Genomic DNA, 17,494 nt, shown 5'->3' with positions numbered 1-17,494 from the left:
TGTTTACTAATCTTCGTTGGTAAACTGATAAAAAATATGCGCCCGAAAGGAACGTAAGCATGAAGCATGACAAGAAGAAAGATAATGTCATTTTGTTTCCTGGTCTGAAAGAAAGACTGATTGAAAAAGGAATGGCAGCATTAAAAGATAAGCAGTATCAAGAGGCGCTTCACTTGTTTTCAGAAGCTAAATCGTACGATGACGATGAAGAATCCGATATTCACCTTGGAATGGCCATTTGTTTTCTGGAGCTGGGTGAGCTACAGGATGCAAAGCGTGTTTGTGAAAAAATGCTGCATGAAGGATATGGCCACTATTTCACTGTGCTCCAAGTGTATATGACGATCCTCATTCAGCTGAAAGAATATGAAGAAGTCAAACAGACGATTGAGGCTGTGCTCGAGGAAAACCACCTTCCGGCAGAAAGCGCGGAGCATTTTTACAAGCTGCTCGAATTTAGCAGAAAAATGATCGAATCACCTGAAGAGATTTTAGATGAAGATGAGGACGCCGGAAGTGAGGTCAACATAGATGATATGCTGAAGCGTCCGGAAGAACAGGTCCAGTTCATTCATTCATTGAAAGACCGGAATATTACACCGCATATGGGTCTATTAAATACCATCTTACAAAATCCTGATGGGAACCCTTTGGTCAAATCAATGATCCTGCAGCTTCTGGCAGAGCATGATGTGGCAAAACCGGTTCATGTGACAAAATTCGGTGATTCTTTAACCCTTATTCCTTCTGAGGCTGTAAAGCCAGAGCAGATGCCGCTTCTTCAGCAAGTCCTTCGAATGCTTGATGACACGCTTGGCAATGAGAATCCGACCCTTTACCAAGCCGTGGAAGAGTTATGGCGCCGGCACTTATTTGTGCTGTATCCATTTCTTCCTAAATACACAGATCCGAGTCTTTGGGCAGCGGCACTTCATAAAGTCGGCTATGAAATGCATGGGATTGAGATTGAACTCGAAGAATTGCATCTATTGTATGAATTTAACGAACGAGAGCTGAGAGAAGCTTGCACAATGCTGAAAGATATTGAAGAAATTTCTTATTTGTAATTTGTCGATTTAGTTGAAAGACGGACTTGTTATGTTATAATATAATGGTTGTATTTGTGCATATATAGTGCAGTTGTCAGATTCCAACGGTTGAAAGACGATATGTATAATCAAGTCAAATGTTGTATACATAATGCAAGCTTCTTAGCGGAGTGCGTGGTTTTTGATTGGACGAAGTCTTTATGATGCTTTAGAATGGAGCAACGCACAATCTGAATAGATTTTTGGAGGGAAACACACATGTCAGTAAAATGGGAAAAACAAGAAGGTAACGAAGGCGTACTAACTGTAGAAGTTGACGCTGAAACATTTAACAAAGCACTTGATGATGCATTTAAGAAAGTGGTTAAGCAAGTATCGATCCCTGGATTCCGTAAAGGGAAAGTACCACGTGGTCTTTTCGAGCAGCGTTTTGGTGTAGAATCTCTTTATCAAGATGCATTAGATATTCTTCTTCCGGTTGAATATCCAAAAGCAATCGACGAAGCTGGTATCGAGCCAGTTGACCGCCCTGAAATCGATGTTGAGAAAATCGAAAAAGGCGAAAACTTAATCTTCACTGCAAAAGTAACAGTGAAGCCTGAAGTAAAACTTGGTGACTACAAAGGTCTTAACGTAGAAAAAGACGACACAGCTGTTACTGATGAAGATGTACAAGAAGAGCTTAAAGGCATGCAAAACCGTCAAGCTGAGCTTGTTGTCAAAGAAGAAGGCGCAATCGAAAACGGCGATACAGTTGTTCTTGATTTCGAAGGATTCGTTGATGGAGAAGCATTCGAAGGCGGAAAAGCTGAGAACTACTCTCTTGAAGTAGGTTCTGGTTCATTCATCCCTGGTTTCGAAGAGCAATTAGTTGGTCTTGAAGCTGGCGCTGAAAAAGACGTAGAAGTTACATTCCCAGAAGAATACCATGCTGAAGACCTTGCAGGTAAACCAGCTGTATTCAAAGTGAAAATTCATGAAATCAAAGCAAAAGAACTTCCAGCACTTGACGATGAGTTCGCTAAAGATGTTGATGAAGAAGTAGAAACGCTTGCTGAGTTAACTGAAAAAACGAAGAAACGTCTTGAAGAAGCAAAAGAAAACGAAGCAGAAGGAAAACTTCGTGAAGAGCTAGTTGCGAAAGCTTCTGAAAATGCGGAAGTTGACATCCCACAAGCGATGGTTGACACTGAGCTAGACCGCATGATGAAAGAATTCGAACAACGTCTTCAAATGCAAGGAATGAACCTTGAGCTTTACTTCCAATTCTCTGGACAAGATGAAGATGCGCTGAAAGAGCAAATGAAAGAAGATGCTGCTAAACGCGTAAAATCTAACCTAACACTTGAAGCAATTGCTGCTGCAGAAAACTTACAAGTGTCTGACGAAGAAGTGGAAGAAGAACTTTCAAAAATGGCTGAAGCATACAACATGCCAATTGAAAATATCAAACAAGCGATCGGATCTACTGAAGCAATGAAAGAAGATCTAAAAGTTCGTAAAGCAATTGATTTTCTTGTAGAAAACCGTTAATATGGTGCATAATAATAAAACAGGGCGCGAGTGACTCGTGCCTTGTTTTGTACAATTTTTGACTTATCATCGCTTCTTTTGGAAACGATAGTGTAAGTCGCATCTTTCTGTCATACATATCTCAATGTGCAGTGTTAGAAACACATCGTTACCGTCTTTTAGGAAAGTATGGTAAAATGCATACATACTGGACCCAGAAAGGTAGCTGACTGTTAGCTACAGGCAAGTGAAGAAGAATAAGGGGTGAAAGAATGTTTAAATTCAACGAGGAAAAAGGTCAATTAAAATGCTCGTTTTGCGGAAAAACGCAAGATCAAGTGCGTAAACTGGTCGCAGGACCTGGCGTATATATATGTGATGAATGTATCGAGCTTTGCACGGAAATAGTTGAAGAAGAGCTCGGCACAGAGGAAGAAGTTGAATTCAAGGATGTTCCGAAGCCTCATGAAATTCGGGAGATTCTTGATGAATATGTCATCGGACAAGACAATGCGAAAAAATCCTTAGCTGTAGCGGTGTATAACCACTACAAACGGATCAATTCCAACAGCAAGATTGATGATGTTGAGCTTTCGAAAAGTAATATTTCTATGATTGGACCAACAGGAAGCGGTAAAACATTACTTGCTCAAACACTTGCACGTATTTTAAATGTTCCATTTGCGATCGCAGATGCTACATCATTAACTGAAGCAGGTTATGTTGGTGAAGACGTAGAGAATATTTTACTAAAGCTGATCCAGGCAGCGGATTATGATGTAGAAAAAGCGGAAAAAGGCATTATCTACATCGATGAGATCGATAAAGTAGCAAGAAAATCAGAAAACCCTTCTATCACTCGCGATGTATCTGGGGAAGGCGTCCAGCAAGCCCTTTTGAAAATTCTTGAAGGAACAGTCGCTAGTGTACCGCCTCAAGGTGGACGTAAGCACCCGCATCAAGAATTCATTCAAATTGATACGACGAATATCCTCTTCATTTGTGGAGGAGCCTTTGACGGGATTGAGCAAATCATCAAACGCCGCTTAGGTCAAAAAGTAATTGGATTCGGTGCGGAAAATAAAGTCGAAGATCTTGAAAAAGAAGTCCTTCTATCAAAAGTACTGCCAGAAGACTTGCTTCGCTTCGGTTTAATTCCAGAATTCATCGGCCGCCTGCCGGTTATTGCAAGCCTAGAGCCGTTAGATGAAAAAGCACTTGTAGAAATCTTGACGAAGCCTAAAAATGCGCTTGTTAAGCAATATACAAAAATGCTTGAGCTTGACGATGTAGAGCTTGAATTTGAAGAAGATGCTCTTAGCGAAATTGCGAAAAAAGCAATTGAGCGTAAAACAGGGGCTCGTGGTCTTCGCTCGATCATTGAAGGCATCATGCTTGATGTCATGTTTGACCTTCCATCTCGTGATGATATTGAAAAATGTGTCATCACTGGTGCAACGGTTGCTGATGGTGAGCCGCCGCGTCTTGTGCTAAAGGATGGCACAGTCGTCAATAAAGATACAAAAACATCTGCATAAGAGAAGTTATCACTCCTGAATCATTTTGATTCAGGAGTTTTTTATTTATCGCAGAAGACGTGTTTATTCCGTCCAGCTCTAGGAAATACTAGCAGACAGAAACCAATACATACGATAGATGAAGGAGGGAGCACCGATTGAGCTGGACAGGAATCGTATTATTTATACAGCTGTTCTTTGGTATCGTCATCGGGCTGTACTTTTGGAACTTACTGCGAAATCAGCGCACACAAAAGGTGACGATAGACAAAGAATCAAAAAAAGAAATGGAAGCACTCAGAAAGATGCGGTCAATCAAGCTGAGTGAGCCTTTATCAGAGAGAGTCCGGCCAAAGGGATTTCAAGATATTGTAGGGCAGGAAGACGGCATTCGTGCTCTAAAAGCAGCGCTGTGCGGACCGAATCCTCAGCATGTCATTGTCTACGGACCCCCGGGTGTTGGTAAAACAGCCGCTGCCCGTCTTGTCATGGAAGAAGCGAAACGTCATGCTGATTCACCGTTTAAGAAAGATGCGGTATTTGTAGAACTCGATGCCACAACCGCAAGATTCGATGAACGAGGTATCGCAGACCCGCTCATTGGTTCCGTGCATGACCCGATTTACCAAGGGGCAGGAGCGATGGGCCAGGCAGGCATACCGCAGCCAAAACAAGGAGCTGTTACGCATGCGCATGGCGGGGTTCTGTTTATCGATGAAATTGGCGAACTGCACCCGATTCAAATGAACAAAATGCTGAAAGTCCTTGAAGATCGGAAAGTATTTTTAGACAGTGCTTACTACAGTGAGGAGAACACTCAAATTCCGAATCACATTCATGACATTTTTCAAAATGGACTTCCGGCTGATTTTCGATTGATAGGTGCCACGACAAGAACACCTGAAGAAATTCCACCAGCGATTCGATCGAGGTGTTTGGAAATTTTCTTTAAGGACCTTGACCAGCATGAACTGAAAATTGTCGCTGCTAAAGCTGTCCAAAAAATTCAAAAGGAATTATGTGATGAAGGGCTGAACCTGTTAACCTCATATGTGAAAAATGGCCGTGAAGCTGTCAATATGGTGCAGATCGCTGCTGGAATGGCTGTCACAGAAAACCGAAAAGACATCACGATCGCCGATGTCGAGTGGGTCATTCATTCGAGCCAGTTGACACCAAGATATGAACAAAAAGTACCGGAAAAGCCAAAAGTCGGTGTAGTGAATGGTCTGGCTGTTTACGGACCAAACAGCGGGGCCTTGCTTGAGATTGAAGTGAATATATGTAAGGCGCTTGAAAAAGGCAGTATCAATATTACAGGCATTGCAGAAGAAGAAAGCATTGGCAGTCAGTCTAAATCCATTAGACGAAAAAGTATGGCCAAAGGTTCTGTTGAAAATGTATTAACAGTGCTGAGAAACTTGGGCATTCGGACAAATGAATATGACATCCATATTAATTTCCCAGGCGGTGCCCCTATTGATGGACCGTCTGCTGGGATTGCCATGGCGGCGGCGATTTTCTCTGCCATTCATCAAATCCCGATTGATCATCTGACAGCGATGACAGGTGAAATCGGATTGCAGGGTCAAGTGAAGCCGATCGGCGGTGTGATACCGAAGATTAAGGCGGCGAAGCAGGCTGGTGCCACAACCGTCATTATTCCTTATGACAACCAGCAGTCGATCTTAAAAGAGATTGAAGGCGTCACCATTGTGCCTGTGAAGCACTTCCAAGAGGTGCTGGATCAGTGTTTGGTCAACCCGCCAGACGAGAAGAAAGATGGACTAGAAGAGGAAATGAAAAGAAAATCTGTTTAATCCCCATCACATATGGGGATTTTTTAGTGAAATAGATCTTTTTTTCTTTTTCAAGATAAAAAGAAAGGGTATACTACGGTAAGATCATCATTTCTCAAGTCTTTTACATTGTACAAGACTGAAACAGGTATATTATAATGATTCATACTAGTGACGGAGGTGTCAATCAACATGGCAGATGAAATCAAAAAGAATGTTCCGCTCCTTCCACTGCGAGGCTTGCTTGTTTATCCAACAATGGTCTTGCATTTGGACGTTGGACGCGAGAAGTCTGTTCAAGCTTTAGAACAGGCGATGATGAACGATCATATGATTTTTCTAGCAACACAGCGGGAAATTTCAATAGATGAACCAGGTGAAGAGGAAATTTTCAAAGTCGGCACCTACACAAAAATCAAACAAATGCTGAAGCTGCCGAATGGAACGATTCGTGTACTCGTTGAAGGCTTAAATCGAGCGCAGATCGAATCATACGTGGAGCTTGAGGACTATACGTCCGTCGATATTAAAGAATTGGCAGAAGAAGAATTAAAAGACGCAGAAGCAGAAGCACTCATGCGCACTTTGTTAGATCACTTTGATCAGTACATAAAAATTTCAAAAAAAATCTCAGCTGAAACATATGCAACGGTGACGGATATTGAAGAACCGGGGAGAATGGCAGATATCGTCGCTTCTCACCTGCCGCTCAAGTTAAAGGACAAGCAAGAAGTGCTGGAAACAGTGGATGTCAAAAAACGTCTGAATCGCGTCATCAGCTTAATCCACAATGAAAAAGAAGTGCTGGAAATTGAAAAGAAAATTGGACAGCGCGTCAAACGTTCAATGGAACGAACGCAAAAAGAATATTATTTGCGTGAACAAATGAAAGCCATTCAAAAGGAGCTTGGAGACAAGGAAGGAAAAACAGGCGAAGTCAGTTCATTAATGTCTAAAATTGAAGAGTCCAGCATGCCGGATTCTGTTCGTGAAACGGCGTTAAAAGAATTGAACCGTTACGAAAAAATTCCTTCAAGCTCTGCGGAGAGCTCTGTCATTCGAAATTATATTGATTGGCTGATCAATCTCCCATGGGGCATCTATACAGAAGATCGTCTAGATTTAAAGCTTGCAAGTGAAATTTTAGATGATGAGCATCATGGGCTGGAGAAAGTCAAAGAACGTGTGCTTGAATACCTTGCTGTACAGAAGCTGACCAATTCATTAAAAGGACCGATTCTTTGCTTAGCAGGACCTCCTGGGGTAGGGAAAACGTCACTTGCCAAATCGATTGCTAAATCACTTGACCGAAAGTTTATCCGTATCTCTCTTGGCGGTGTGCGTGATGAATCTGAGATTCGTGGACATAGAAGAACATATGTAGGGGCGATGCCAGGCCGTATCATTCGCGGGATGAGTAAGGCAGGCACTATGAATCCAGTGTTTCTTTTAGATGAAATCGATAAGATGTCCTCTGATTTTAGAGGTGATCCGTCTTCTGCGATGCTTGAAGTGCTGGACCCTGAGCAAAATCACAACTTTAGCGATCACTATATTGAAGAGACATTTGATTTATCGCAGGTGTTATTTATTGCCACTGCCAACAATTTAGCAACCATTCCAGGTCCACTTCGTGATAGAATGGAGATTATCACGATTGCAGGGTATACAGAGGTTGAAAAAGCAGAGATTGTGAAAGACCATCTTCTGCCGAAGCAGCTAAAGGAGCACGGATTAAAGAAAGGGAACTTGCAGCTTCGTGAAGCCGCGATTTATGATACGATTCGCTATTACACAAGAGAAGCGGGTGTTCGTGGATTAGAGCGTCAGCTTGCGGCCATTTGCCGGAAAGCGGCAAAAGCGATTGTGGCTGAAGACCGCAAACGCATCACAGTGACGGAAAAGAACTTATCTGAATTTCTCGGAAAAAGACTTTACCGTTATGGTCAGGCTGAAACGACAGACCAAGTGGGGGTTGTCACAGGACTTGCGTATACGACTGTTGGCGGAGATACTTTATCAATTGAGGTATCACTTTCGCCTGGTAAAGGCAAGCTCTTGTTAACAGGTAAGCTAGGTGATGTCATGAGAGAATCTGCACAGGCGGCATTCAGTTATATTCGATCCAAAGCAGATGAACTGAACATTGATCCTAATTTTAATGAAAAGCACGATATTCATATCCATGTTCCAGAGGGTGCGGTTCCAAAGGACGGGCCATCAGCTGGTATCACCATTGCGACGGCTCTTGTATCAGCACTCACAGGACGTCCTGTGTCAAAAGAGGTTGGTATGACAGGAGAGATAACGTTAAGAGGAAGAGTGCTTCCGATTGGCGGACTAAAAGAAAAAGCATTAGGCGCACATCGTGCAGGATTGAAAACCATTATTCTTCCAAAGGACAATGAGAAGGATATTGATGATATTCCTGAAAGTGTGAGAGAAGGACTAACCTTTATTCCGGTCTCACATTTAGATGAGGTGCTTGAGAAAGCGTTGGTAGGAGAGGGAAGATGAAAGTAACAAAATCAGATATCGTCATTAGTGCGGTGAAACCAGAGCAGTACCCGAGCGGCGGGCTGCCTGAAATCGCGCTTGCTGGACGATCAAATGTTGGAAAGTCCTCGTTCATCAACTCATTGATTAATCGTAAAAATTTAGCGCGTACGTCTTCTAAACCAGGTAAGACACAGACGCTTAATTTCTACATTATTAATGATATGCTCCATTTTGTGGACGTTCCGGGCTACGGTTTTGCCAAAGTATCAAAAACAGAGCGCGAAGCCTGGGGTAGAATGATCGAAACGTATATTACAATGCGTGAAGAATTAAAAGCAGTTGTCCAAATTGTGGATCTGCGCCATAAGCCATCAGTAGACGATGTGAACATGTATGAATTCCTTAAATATTACGGAGTTCCCGTGATCGTCATCGCAACAAAAGCGGATAAAATTCCAAAAGGCAAATGGGAAAAACATGCGAAAGTCGTCAAACAGACGCTCGACATTGACCCATCAGATGAACTCATCTTATTCTCTTCTGAAACAAAAAAGGGAAAAGACGAAGCCTGGAATGCGATCCTTGCGAAAGTAAACGGCTAAAAAAAGCATCTGCGATGAGCAGATGCTTTTTTATTGTATAAGTTATTTCCTTTTTAAAAATAATAAGAGGAGACTGACAGCAATCAGTACATAAGGCCAGTACAATTCAAAGCCAGAAGTAGGAATCGAAAGGGAACTTAGCTGTTTTGTAATTTGCTGAAAGAAATAAAGGAACAGACCGAGTGCGATCAGCACAACACTTTCAATACGATATTCTTTTTTCTGAGATGATTTCACAAAGAGTGCAAGTCCTACGATGAACACAATCATTGTAAATGTGTCTGGCCAGTGGTCCAATTTAGGCTGAAGAATAAAGTGTAGCGAAAGGCCTGTCATAAGCATACCGATAAACACATGAGCGCTTTCTTGCTCCTTCTTTCCTTGATATAAAAAAGCGAGACCAAAAAGCAGTACAAGTGTATACCATTTCTCTTGATCCTTCCAAATGTCAAATTGACCTCCTGAGAGAATGGCATATAGCGCTACAGCCAGTAAAGTAAGCGGCAGCAAAATGGATTTCTTCTTCAAAGATGTCACCTTCTTTTAAGCAGATCATTTGTCCGCACGCGCCAAATCTGGTAAATTGCTTGAAGTGATGATATGGCATAAACAGTGTCGAACATTTTTCTACTATATCACAACATTTTTGAAATCTGTTCACAATTTTTATCCAGTTAAAAATGAATATATGTTATAATCATTATAAATAATAAATTCTATATTGTAATTATTATAAATTAGACAGGGCGTTGGGGGTGCAAGCTGAAGTTATGCATATTCTTGTTGTGGGTTTAGATTATAAAACAGCCCCTGTTGAGATACGGGAACAGCTGAGCTTTGAACCGAGTGAGCTCGGAACAGCGATGTCCAAGCTTAAAGAAGAAAAAAGCATTCTAGAGAATATCGTCATCTCAACATGTAATCGAACAGAGATCTACGCAGTAGTAGATCAGCTTCATACTGGACGGTTTTATATAAAAAGATTTTTAGCCGATTGGTTCGGTTTAGAAAAGGAAGATGTCTCTCCTTATTTGAAGTTCTATGAAAACGATGGAGCGGTTGAGCATTTATTCCGTGTGGCCTGTGGACTTGATTCCATGGTCATTGGTGAAACGCAAATACTCGGTCAAGTACGTTCCAGCTTTAAAGTAGCTCAAGAGGAGAAGACCATTGGTACCGTTTTCAATTATTTATTTAAACAGGCGGTAACCGTTGCAAAGCGCTCTCATGCGGAAACGGATATTGCGTCTAATGCCGTATCTGTCAGCTATGCAGCTGTTGAGCTTGCCAAAAAAATCTTTGGACGTCTTTCTGATAAGCATGTCCTGATTCTTGGCGCGGGCAAAATGGGCGAACTGGCGGCTCAAAACCTTCAAGGTCAAGGAATCGGCCAAGTAACGGTCATCAATCGAACGTTTGAAAAAGCAAAGGAATTGGCCGGTCGTTTTTCAGGAGAGCCTAAGAGCTTAAACCAATTAGAAAAAACATTATCCGAAGCAGACATTTTAATCAGCTCAACGGGTGCGAAACAATTTGTCATTACAAAAGAAATGGTCGAAAGTGCGAATAAAAAGCGGAAGGGCAGACCTCTATTTATGGTAGATATAGCTGTACCACGTGATTTAGATCCAGCCATTTCTGAAGTAGAAGGTGCTTTTTTGTATGACATTGATGACCTTGAAGGCATCGTGGCTGCCAACTTAAAAGAGCGCCGTGCAGTAGCTGAGCAGGTCGAGCTCCTGATTGAAGCAGAAATTGTGGAATTTAAGCAATGGCTGAATACGTTAGGTGTTGTTCCGGTCATTTCTGCCCTTAGAGAAAAGGCACTTACAATTCAAGCCGATACGATGCAGAGTATTGAGCGGAAGCTTCCAAACCTCACAAACCGTGAAATGAAGCTGTTAAATAAACATACGAAAAGCATCATCAACCAAATGCTGAAAGATCCTATCTTAAAGGCAAAAGAAATTGCCGCGGAGCCGAATGCAGAGGAAAAGCTTTTACTCTTTAAAGAAATCTTTGATTTACAGGTTGAAGATGAAGAGCAAAAGGTCGAGCCAATGCAGGTGGAGCAAGGATCATTTCAGCTGTTCAAACCAAATATGGCACAAGGCTTTGCTACAGTTGCCAGTGAGTGATTAAGCGATGATGGAATCCATTGTAGCGAGACTCAATGAAGCGACGATCTTAATCTATGCACTAAGTGTCTTGTTCTATTTCATAGATTTTCTTCAACACAACCGGAAGGCTGGAAAAATGGCTTTCTGGTTGCTTTCTATTGTCTGGCTGCTGCAAACAGTCTACATGTTCTATATTATGATGGAAACAGACCGATTCCCTGTGTTGAATGTAGCAGAGGGGTTATATTTTTATACGTGGGTGCTTGTGACACTTTCTCTTGTCCTAACAAAGGTATTGCGCGTTGAATTTATTGTCTTTTTTACAAATGTGATCGGTTTTTCCATGATGGCGATTCACACCTTTACACCATCTGACCTCCATTCAGCAGAACTAACGGGGAAGCTCACGAGTGAACTGCTCGTGATTCATATTACGATGGCGATTTTATCCTACGGTGCCTTTTCACTTTCATTTGCGTTTTCACTGCTTTATCTCTTTCAATATCGTTTACTGAAAAAGAAAAAATGGGGAAAATGGCTTCTGAGAATTGAAGACTTATCAAAGCTCGATCATATGGCGTACGTATTAAACATTATTGGTGTGCCAATGCTCTTGCTTAGTTTAATTCTTGGCATCATTTGGGCATATATTTCGTATGATACGTTGTACTGGACAGATGCAAAGGTGCTTGGTTCGTTTATTATGCTGTTTTTATACGGCTTTTACTTATATATCAGATTGGTGAGAAATATGCAGGGCAAAATCGTGGCACTATGGAATGTCGCTTCATTTCTTGTGCTGATGATCAATTATTTTCTGCTTGGTAGCTTATCAACCTTTCATTGGTTTCAATAATGATGAGTCTTAAAGGCATTGTCGGGAGGAAGACGTATTGCGTACAATTAAAGTAGGTTCTAGACGAAGTAAGCTGGCAATTACACAAACAAAATGGGTCATTCAAAAGCTGTCTGAACTAAACCCTTCTTATTCTTTTGAAATAAAAGAAATTGTGACAAAGGGTGATCAAATTTTAGATGTGACCTTATCTAAGGTTGGCGGAAAAGGACTGTTTGTTAAAGAGATCGAGCAGGCGATGCTGAATCATGACATCGATATGGCGGTGCACAGCATGAAAGATATGCCGGCTGCTCTTCCGGAAGGTTTAGTGATTGGCTGTATTCCTGAGCGTGAAGATGTGCGGGATGCACTTATTTCGAAGGATCATCTGAGTCTCAGCGAACTGCCTAAGGGCGCAATTGTGGGAACGAGCAGCTTACGGCGCAGCGCCCAGCTTCTTCAGGAGAGACCAGATCTTGAGATTAAATGGATTCGAGGAAACATTGATACAAGATTGGAAAAGCTGAAAAATGAAGAGTATGATGCCATTATTTTAGCGGCCGCCGGTCTGTCTAGAATGGGATGGAGCAAAGAGGTCGTGTCGGAATTCTTATCTCCTGAGACGTGCCTTCCTGCCGTTGGACAAGGCGCGCTGTCGATTGAGTGCCGCGGGGATGATGAAGAGCTGCTTAAGCTTCTCGCCCAATTTACGAATGAATATACGAAGAAAACGGTCCTCGCAGAAAGAGCCTTCCTCAAACAAATGGATGGAAGCTGTCAGGTGCCGATCGCCGGCTATGCAACGATGAATGAGCATAATGAAATTGAACTAACAGGTCTTGTTGCATCTGCTGATGGGCACACGATTATTCGAGAAACCGTCACAGGCACTGACCCTGAAGCCATAGGAACAGCGTGTGCGAAGCAGATGGCCGATAAGGGAGCAAAGGATTTGATCGACAAGGTGAAAAAGGATCTGTCTCAATGAGCATAGGCAAATCGCTTCACGGACAGACGGTGCTTGTCACTCGAAATGAACGTCAAGCGGGCGTGTTTCAGCAAAAGATCGAAGCGCTGAACGGCCATGCGGTTTTAACCTCTCTTATTCGGTTTGAGCCTACGCTCACAAAAGAAAAAGCGCAGGCCTTTTTAAAGGACTTACAAAATAGCCACTGGCTTGTTTTCACGAGTGTGAATGGTGCGTCTTTTTTTCTGAATTACATAAAAGACCATCATTTACATAAGAGCTTAACCCATTTGAAAGTCGCTGCTGTAGGAGAGAAAACCTCTGCCTATCTTGAGCAGCACGGCTTGAAGGTGGATGTGGTGCCAGAACGATTTATAGCGGAAGAGCTGGCAGATGCATTACTTGATCATGTACGCCCAGGAGAGCGTGTGTTTGTAGCAAAAGGGCATCTGTCACGAGATGTGGTGAAAGAGACCCTCGTTCCGCTCGGCATAGAAGTAAAAGAATGGATTTTATATGAAACAGTCAAGGATGAGGAAGGAATTGCTGCACTTAAATCGGCAATGACAAAGCAATCATTTGATTTTATTACATTTACGAGCTCATCCACTGTTCATTCTTTTATGCATGTGATGGAACCAGACGCAGCGATGCTGGCTGCATCTGACACCTGTTTTGTGACGATCGGTCCTCTGACAAAAGAGGCACTGCTTCAATACGGGATTTCTTCTGAAACCCCAGATACTTATACGATAGACGGAATGCTAGATTTAATGTGCCGTTTATCTGAAAGGAAGTTGAACCATTGATGAAATTTAACAGACACCGCAGATTGCGGACAAGCGCAGGAATGAGAGAATTAGTCAGAGAAACCTTTTTAAGACCATCTGATTTCATTTACCCGATCTTTTTTGTAGAGGGAGAAAATGTACGAAAAGAAGTCTCTTCAATGCCGGGTGTATATCACATTTCTGTAGACCTTGTGAAAGAAGAAGTTCAAGAGCTTGTTGATCTTGGCATCAAATCGATCATTGTATTTGGTGTGCCGGATCATAAAGATCATGTAGGCAGTGAGGCGTATCACGACCATGGCATTGTTCAAAGGGCAACGCTTGAGATCAAAAAGCATTTCCCAGAGCTCGTGGTCATTGCAGACACTTGCTTATGCCAATATACAGATCACGGGCATTGCGGAATCGTTGAAGATGGAGAAATTTTAAATGATGAATCTCTTCAGCTATTAGCGAAAACTGCTGTCAGCCAAGCGCGTGCAGGTGCAGATATCATCGCGCCTTCAAATATGATGGACGGATTTGTTGTTGCCATTCGTGAGGCACTTGATGAAGCAGGCTTTATTCATGTACCTGTCATGTCATATGCGGTGAAATATGCAAGTGCTTTTTACGGTCCGTTCCGTGATGCGGCACATAGTACACCGCAGTTTGGAGATCGTAAAACATATCAAATGGACCCTGCAAACCGTTTAGAGGCTCTAAGAGAAGCGCAATCTGATGTAGAAGAGGGAGCTGACTTCTTGATTGTTAAACCATCTCTTTCTTACTTAGACATTATGCGTGATGTGAAAAATGAATTTACACTCCCTGTTGTTGCTTACAATGTGAGCGGAGAGTATGCGATGGTGAAAGCCGCTGCTCAAAATGGCTGGATTTCTGAAAAAGAGCTTGTTCTTGAAATGCTGACAAGCATGAAACGTGCAGGAGCAGAACTCATCATTACGTATCATGCAAAAGATGCAGCAAAATGGCTCTCAGAATAAAGAACGGATAGACAGGAGGACGTTGAAATGGGACGTAGCTATGAAAAATCAAAGCAAGCATTTGAAGAAGCACAGCATTTAATGCCTGGTGGTGTCAACAGCCCTGTACGTGCATTTAAATCAGTCAACACAGACCCGATTTTTATGGAACGAGGCAAAGGTGCCAAGATCTATGATATTGATGGGAATGAATACATCGATTATGTCTTATCATGGGGACCGCTTATTTTAGGACATACAAATGACCGTGTTGTTGAAAGCATTCAGCGAGTAGCGGAAAATGGGACAAGCTTCGGTGCTTCTACGTTAGTTGAAAATGAATTAGCTAAACTTGTATCAGAACGGGTTCCTTCCATCGAAGTTATTCGTATGGTCAGCTCTGGTACAGAGGCGACGATGAGTGCACTTCGTCTAGCTCGCGGTTTTACAGGCAGAAATAAAATTGTGAAATTTGAAGGCTGCTATCATGGCCACGGTGATTCTTTGCTCATCAAAGCGGGTTCTGGAGTGGCGACGCTTGGACTGCCGGATAGTCCTGGTGTTCCTGAAGGGACTGCAAGCAACACAATCACAGTACCGTACAATGATTTAGAAAGCATTCAAGTTGCTTTTCAAGAATTTGGAGACGATATCGCGGGTGTCATTGTAGAACCGGTTGCAGGAAATATGGGGGTTGTCCCTCCGCAAGAAGGTTTCTTGCAAGGGCTGAGAGACATCACGGAGCAATATGGATCATTACTCATTTTTGATGAGGTCATGACAGGCTTCCGTGTGGATTATCACTGCGCGCAAGGCTATTTTGGCATCACACCTGATCTGACGTGCCTTGGTAAAGTGATTGGAGGCGGTCTTCCGGTCGGTGCTTATGGCGGAAGAGCGGATATTATGAGACAAATTGCGCCAAATGGTCCAATTTATCAAGCAGGAACGTTATCTGGTAACCCTCTTGCGATGACAGCAGGCTTAGAAACTCTAAAACAGTTGACACCTGAGTCTTATGAAGAATTTAAACGAAAAGGTGACCGTTTAGAAGAAGGCATTTCGAAAGCGGCAAAAGCATACGGAATTCCATTAACGTTTAACCGTGCGGGTTCCATGATCGGATTCTTCTTTACAAATGAAGAAGTGATCAATTATGACAAAGCGAAAACAGCTGATCTTGCTTTATTCGCTGAATTTTACAAGGAAATGGCCGATCACGGCATTTTCCTCCCGCCTTCTCAATTTGAAGGACTATTCCTGTCAACAGCTCATACAGATGAAGACATCGAATATACAATTGAGACAGTGGAAAAGGTTTTTCAAAAACTACGTCGATAAAACAAAAGGCCGATATGGAGACATATCGGCTTTTTTGCATTGGAGAAAACCAATCATATTTTCACTCCCTCCCTCATACAACTGTATTGACATCTAATTTTATTTTTTAAGGATTAGATGAAAGGAGGACACCGACTTGTCTCAAAACAATCGATTACAGTTTTCGGTAGAAGAATCCATTTATTTCAAAAGCGGACAGGAAGTCAGTGAGCTGCTGTCAATTTCTCTCGACCCTGACATTCTCGTTCAAGAAGTGAATGATTATGTTTCCATTAGAGGTTCACTCGAGCTAACAGGAGAATACAACATAAATCAAGAGGAGCTATTGGGTGAATTGAGTTCCTTTCCAACATACAGGGAAGCAGATGAGGTAAAGGTCAGAGAAGACGGAACGGCGGAGCTTCTGCATCAATTTCCAGTCGATATCACCATTCCGAAGAACAAAATTAGTCATTTAAATGATGTGTTTGTGTTTATTGATGCGTTTGATTACCAGCTGACAGAGAATCGTTTGCTCACCATTCAGGCTGATTTAGCCATTGAGGGCTTGTTAGACGAGGAAACGCCTGAAGCGCCTGTAGAGGAGCCATATGAATTTGTCCATCGTCCTGAAGAGGATTATGGCGATATGGCCTACGATTATCAGTTGCAGCCGGAACAAGAAGAACAAGAAGAGCTGCAAAGCGAAGAACGTGAGCATGATGAGAATCAGCCTGTATTCCAACATGCCACGCGCGCGGAGCAAGAGGAACAGGAAGTGCAGGAAGAACAAGAAGAACAAGAAGAACAAGAAGAACAAGAAGAGGAAGAAGAAATTAAGATAGAGCTGGTGAGGGAAGTAGCGGAAACGCCCGAAGAAACGGAAGAACAAGAAGAGCCGGAACAGCCGGAACAGCCTAATAACCAAGAAGAAGCGGTGGCGTCTGGCTATCGATCTATTCCTGAAGCTCAGGTGCAGGAACCGCCATTTTTTGAACCGCCAAAGCTTTTAGAAGAAGAGGACCGAGAAGATCCGTTCTTTGAAGTGGAAGTGAGAAAGGATCCGGAAGCTGCTGAAGAGCAGGAAGAAACGGTACAGTCGTATCCGGCTTTTGAAACACCTGCTGATCAAGTGGAACCTGAGCATGAGGCGCACGATGATGAATATCAGCTCGGGCGCTTATATGAACGGGAAGCACCTAAAATATATGAGTCAGCTCAAGAAGAAGAGGAGCTTGAAGAAGACGTGAGAGAAACGTCTGGCAGTGAGAACTCTCTTTATTTAACAAAGCTGTTCGCTAAGCAGGAGGAGGAAGATTTTTCCCGCATGAAAATATGTATAGTGCAGCAAGAAGATACGGTCGATCGTATTTGTGAGAGATATCAGTTGAATGTGCAGCAGCTTCTTCGCACAAACTCATTATCGATGGATGCGGAGCTTGAGGAAGGGCAGATTCTTTATATTCCTGAATATCAAAAAAGCAATGCATAGCAAGCGATGACTGACCGAGAAAA

The 17,494-nt window shown here is 42.5% G+C and carries 14 protein-coding genes; 13 read left to right on the top strand and 1 reads right to left on the bottom strand.

The features are described 5' to 3' along the window. Positions 1–59: 59 nt before the first annotated feature. From ddcA to yihA, 6 genes are all read left to right on the top strand, one after another. The gene (gene ddcA, locus NSS65_RS13015; protein WP_024423182.1) at positions 60–1,067 is read left to right on the top strand and encodes a DNA damage checkpoint antagonist DdcA; all 1,008 of its coding nucleotides are present in this window, start codon (positions 60–62) and stop codon (positions 1,065–1,067) included. Positions 1,068–1,307: 240 nt separating this feature from the next. Further along, on the top strand, positions 1,308–2,582 hold the full coding sequence (gene tig / locus NSS65_RS13010) for a trigger factor (protein ID WP_024423181.1): 1,275 nt from the start codon (positions 1,308–1,310) through the stop codon (positions 2,580–2,582). A gap of 251 nt (positions 2,583–2,833) precedes the next feature. After that, the gene (gene clpX, locus NSS65_RS13005) at positions 2,834–4,099 is read left to right on the top strand and encodes an ATP-dependent protease ATP-binding subunit ClpX (RefSeq protein WP_024423180.1); all 1,266 of its coding nucleotides are present in this window, start codon (positions 2,834–2,836) and stop codon (positions 4,097–4,099) included. 137 nt (positions 4,100–4,236) lie between these two features. Then, a complete protein-coding gene (lonB, locus tag NSS65_RS13000) occupies positions 4,237–5,898 on the top strand; it encodes an ATP-dependent protease LonB (protein WP_024423179.1) in 1,662 nt (553 codons plus the stop codon). 171 nt (positions 5,899–6,069) lie between these two features. Continuing rightward, positions 6,070–8,394, top strand: coding sequence for an endopeptidase La (lon, locus tag NSS65_RS12995; protein ID WP_034279805.1), 2,325 nt, complete (start codon positions 6,070–6,072; stop codon positions 8,392–8,394). Next, positions 8,391–8,978, top strand: coding sequence for a ribosome biogenesis GTP-binding protein YihA/YsxC (gene yihA, locus NSS65_RS12990; RefSeq protein ID WP_024423177.1), 588 nt, complete (start codon positions 8,391–8,393; stop codon positions 8,976–8,978). The genes lon and yihA overlap by 4 nt, the downstream gene beginning before the upstream one ends. Before the next feature lie 42 nt (positions 8,979–9,020). Here yihA and NSS65_RS12985 read toward each other — a convergent pair whose 3' ends face one another. After that, positions 9,021–9,506 (bottom strand): hypothetical protein, encoded by a 486-nt coding sequence (locus NSS65_RS12985; protein WP_034279808.1) that lies wholly within the window; start codon positions 9,504–9,506, stop codon positions 9,021–9,023. Positions 9,507–9,748: 242 nt separating this feature from the next. Between NSS65_RS12985 and hemA the strand changes: the two genes are divergently transcribed. The 7 genes from hemA to NSS65_RS12950 all read left to right on the top strand — a co-directional run bounded on the left by hemA (position 9,749) and on the right by NSS65_RS12950 (position 17,471). Beyond that, entirely contained in the window at positions 9,749–11,116 is a 1,368-nt protein-coding gene (gene hemA, locus NSS65_RS12980) for a glutamyl-tRNA reductase (RefSeq protein ID WP_024427831.1), read from the top strand. Between the two features lie 7 nt (positions 11,117–11,123). Then, positions 11,124–11,954, top strand: a complete 831-nt coding sequence (locus NSS65_RS12975) for a cytochrome c biogenesis protein (protein WP_024423174.1) — start codon at positions 11,124–11,126, stop codon at positions 11,952–11,954. 37 nt (positions 11,955–11,991) lie between these two features. Further along, positions 11,992–12,924, top strand: coding sequence for a hydroxymethylbilane synthase (gene hemC / locus NSS65_RS12970; RefSeq protein WP_024423173.1), 933 nt, complete (start codon positions 11,992–11,994; stop codon positions 12,922–12,924). Next, positions 12,921–13,712 (top strand): uroporphyrinogen-III synthase, encoded by a 792-nt coding sequence (locus tag NSS65_RS12965; protein WP_120208317.1) that lies wholly within the window; start codon positions 12,921–12,923, stop codon positions 13,710–13,712. The genes hemC and NSS65_RS12965 overlap by 4 nt, the downstream gene beginning before the upstream one ends. After that, positions 13,712–14,680, top strand: a complete 969-nt coding sequence (hemB, locus tag NSS65_RS12960) for a porphobilinogen synthase (RefSeq protein ID WP_029706177.1) — start codon at positions 13,712–13,714, stop codon at positions 14,678–14,680. The genes NSS65_RS12965 and hemB overlap by 1 nt, the downstream gene beginning before the upstream one ends. Before the next feature lie 27 nt (positions 14,681–14,707). After that, positions 14,708–16,000 (top strand): glutamate-1-semialdehyde 2,1-aminomutase, encoded by a 1,293-nt coding sequence (gene hemL, locus NSS65_RS12955; protein WP_326134833.1) that lies wholly within the window; start codon positions 14,708–14,710, stop codon positions 15,998–16,000. A 136-nt stretch (positions 16,001–16,136) separates the two neighbouring features. Next, positions 16,137–17,471, top strand: coding sequence for a LysM peptidoglycan-binding domain-containing protein (locus NSS65_RS12950; protein WP_342467270.1), 1,335 nt, complete (start codon positions 16,137–16,139; stop codon positions 17,469–17,471). Positions 17,472–17,494 lie beyond the last annotated feature (23 nt).

The organism is Bacillus sp. FSL K6-1006 (assembly GCF_038593175.1).
Lineage (GTDB): Bacteria > Bacillota > Bacilli > Bacillales > Bacillaceae > Bacillus > Bacillus safensis.
Note: the sequence above shows the minus strand (reverse complement) of the source record. Positions and strands in the feature narration are given on the sequence as shown.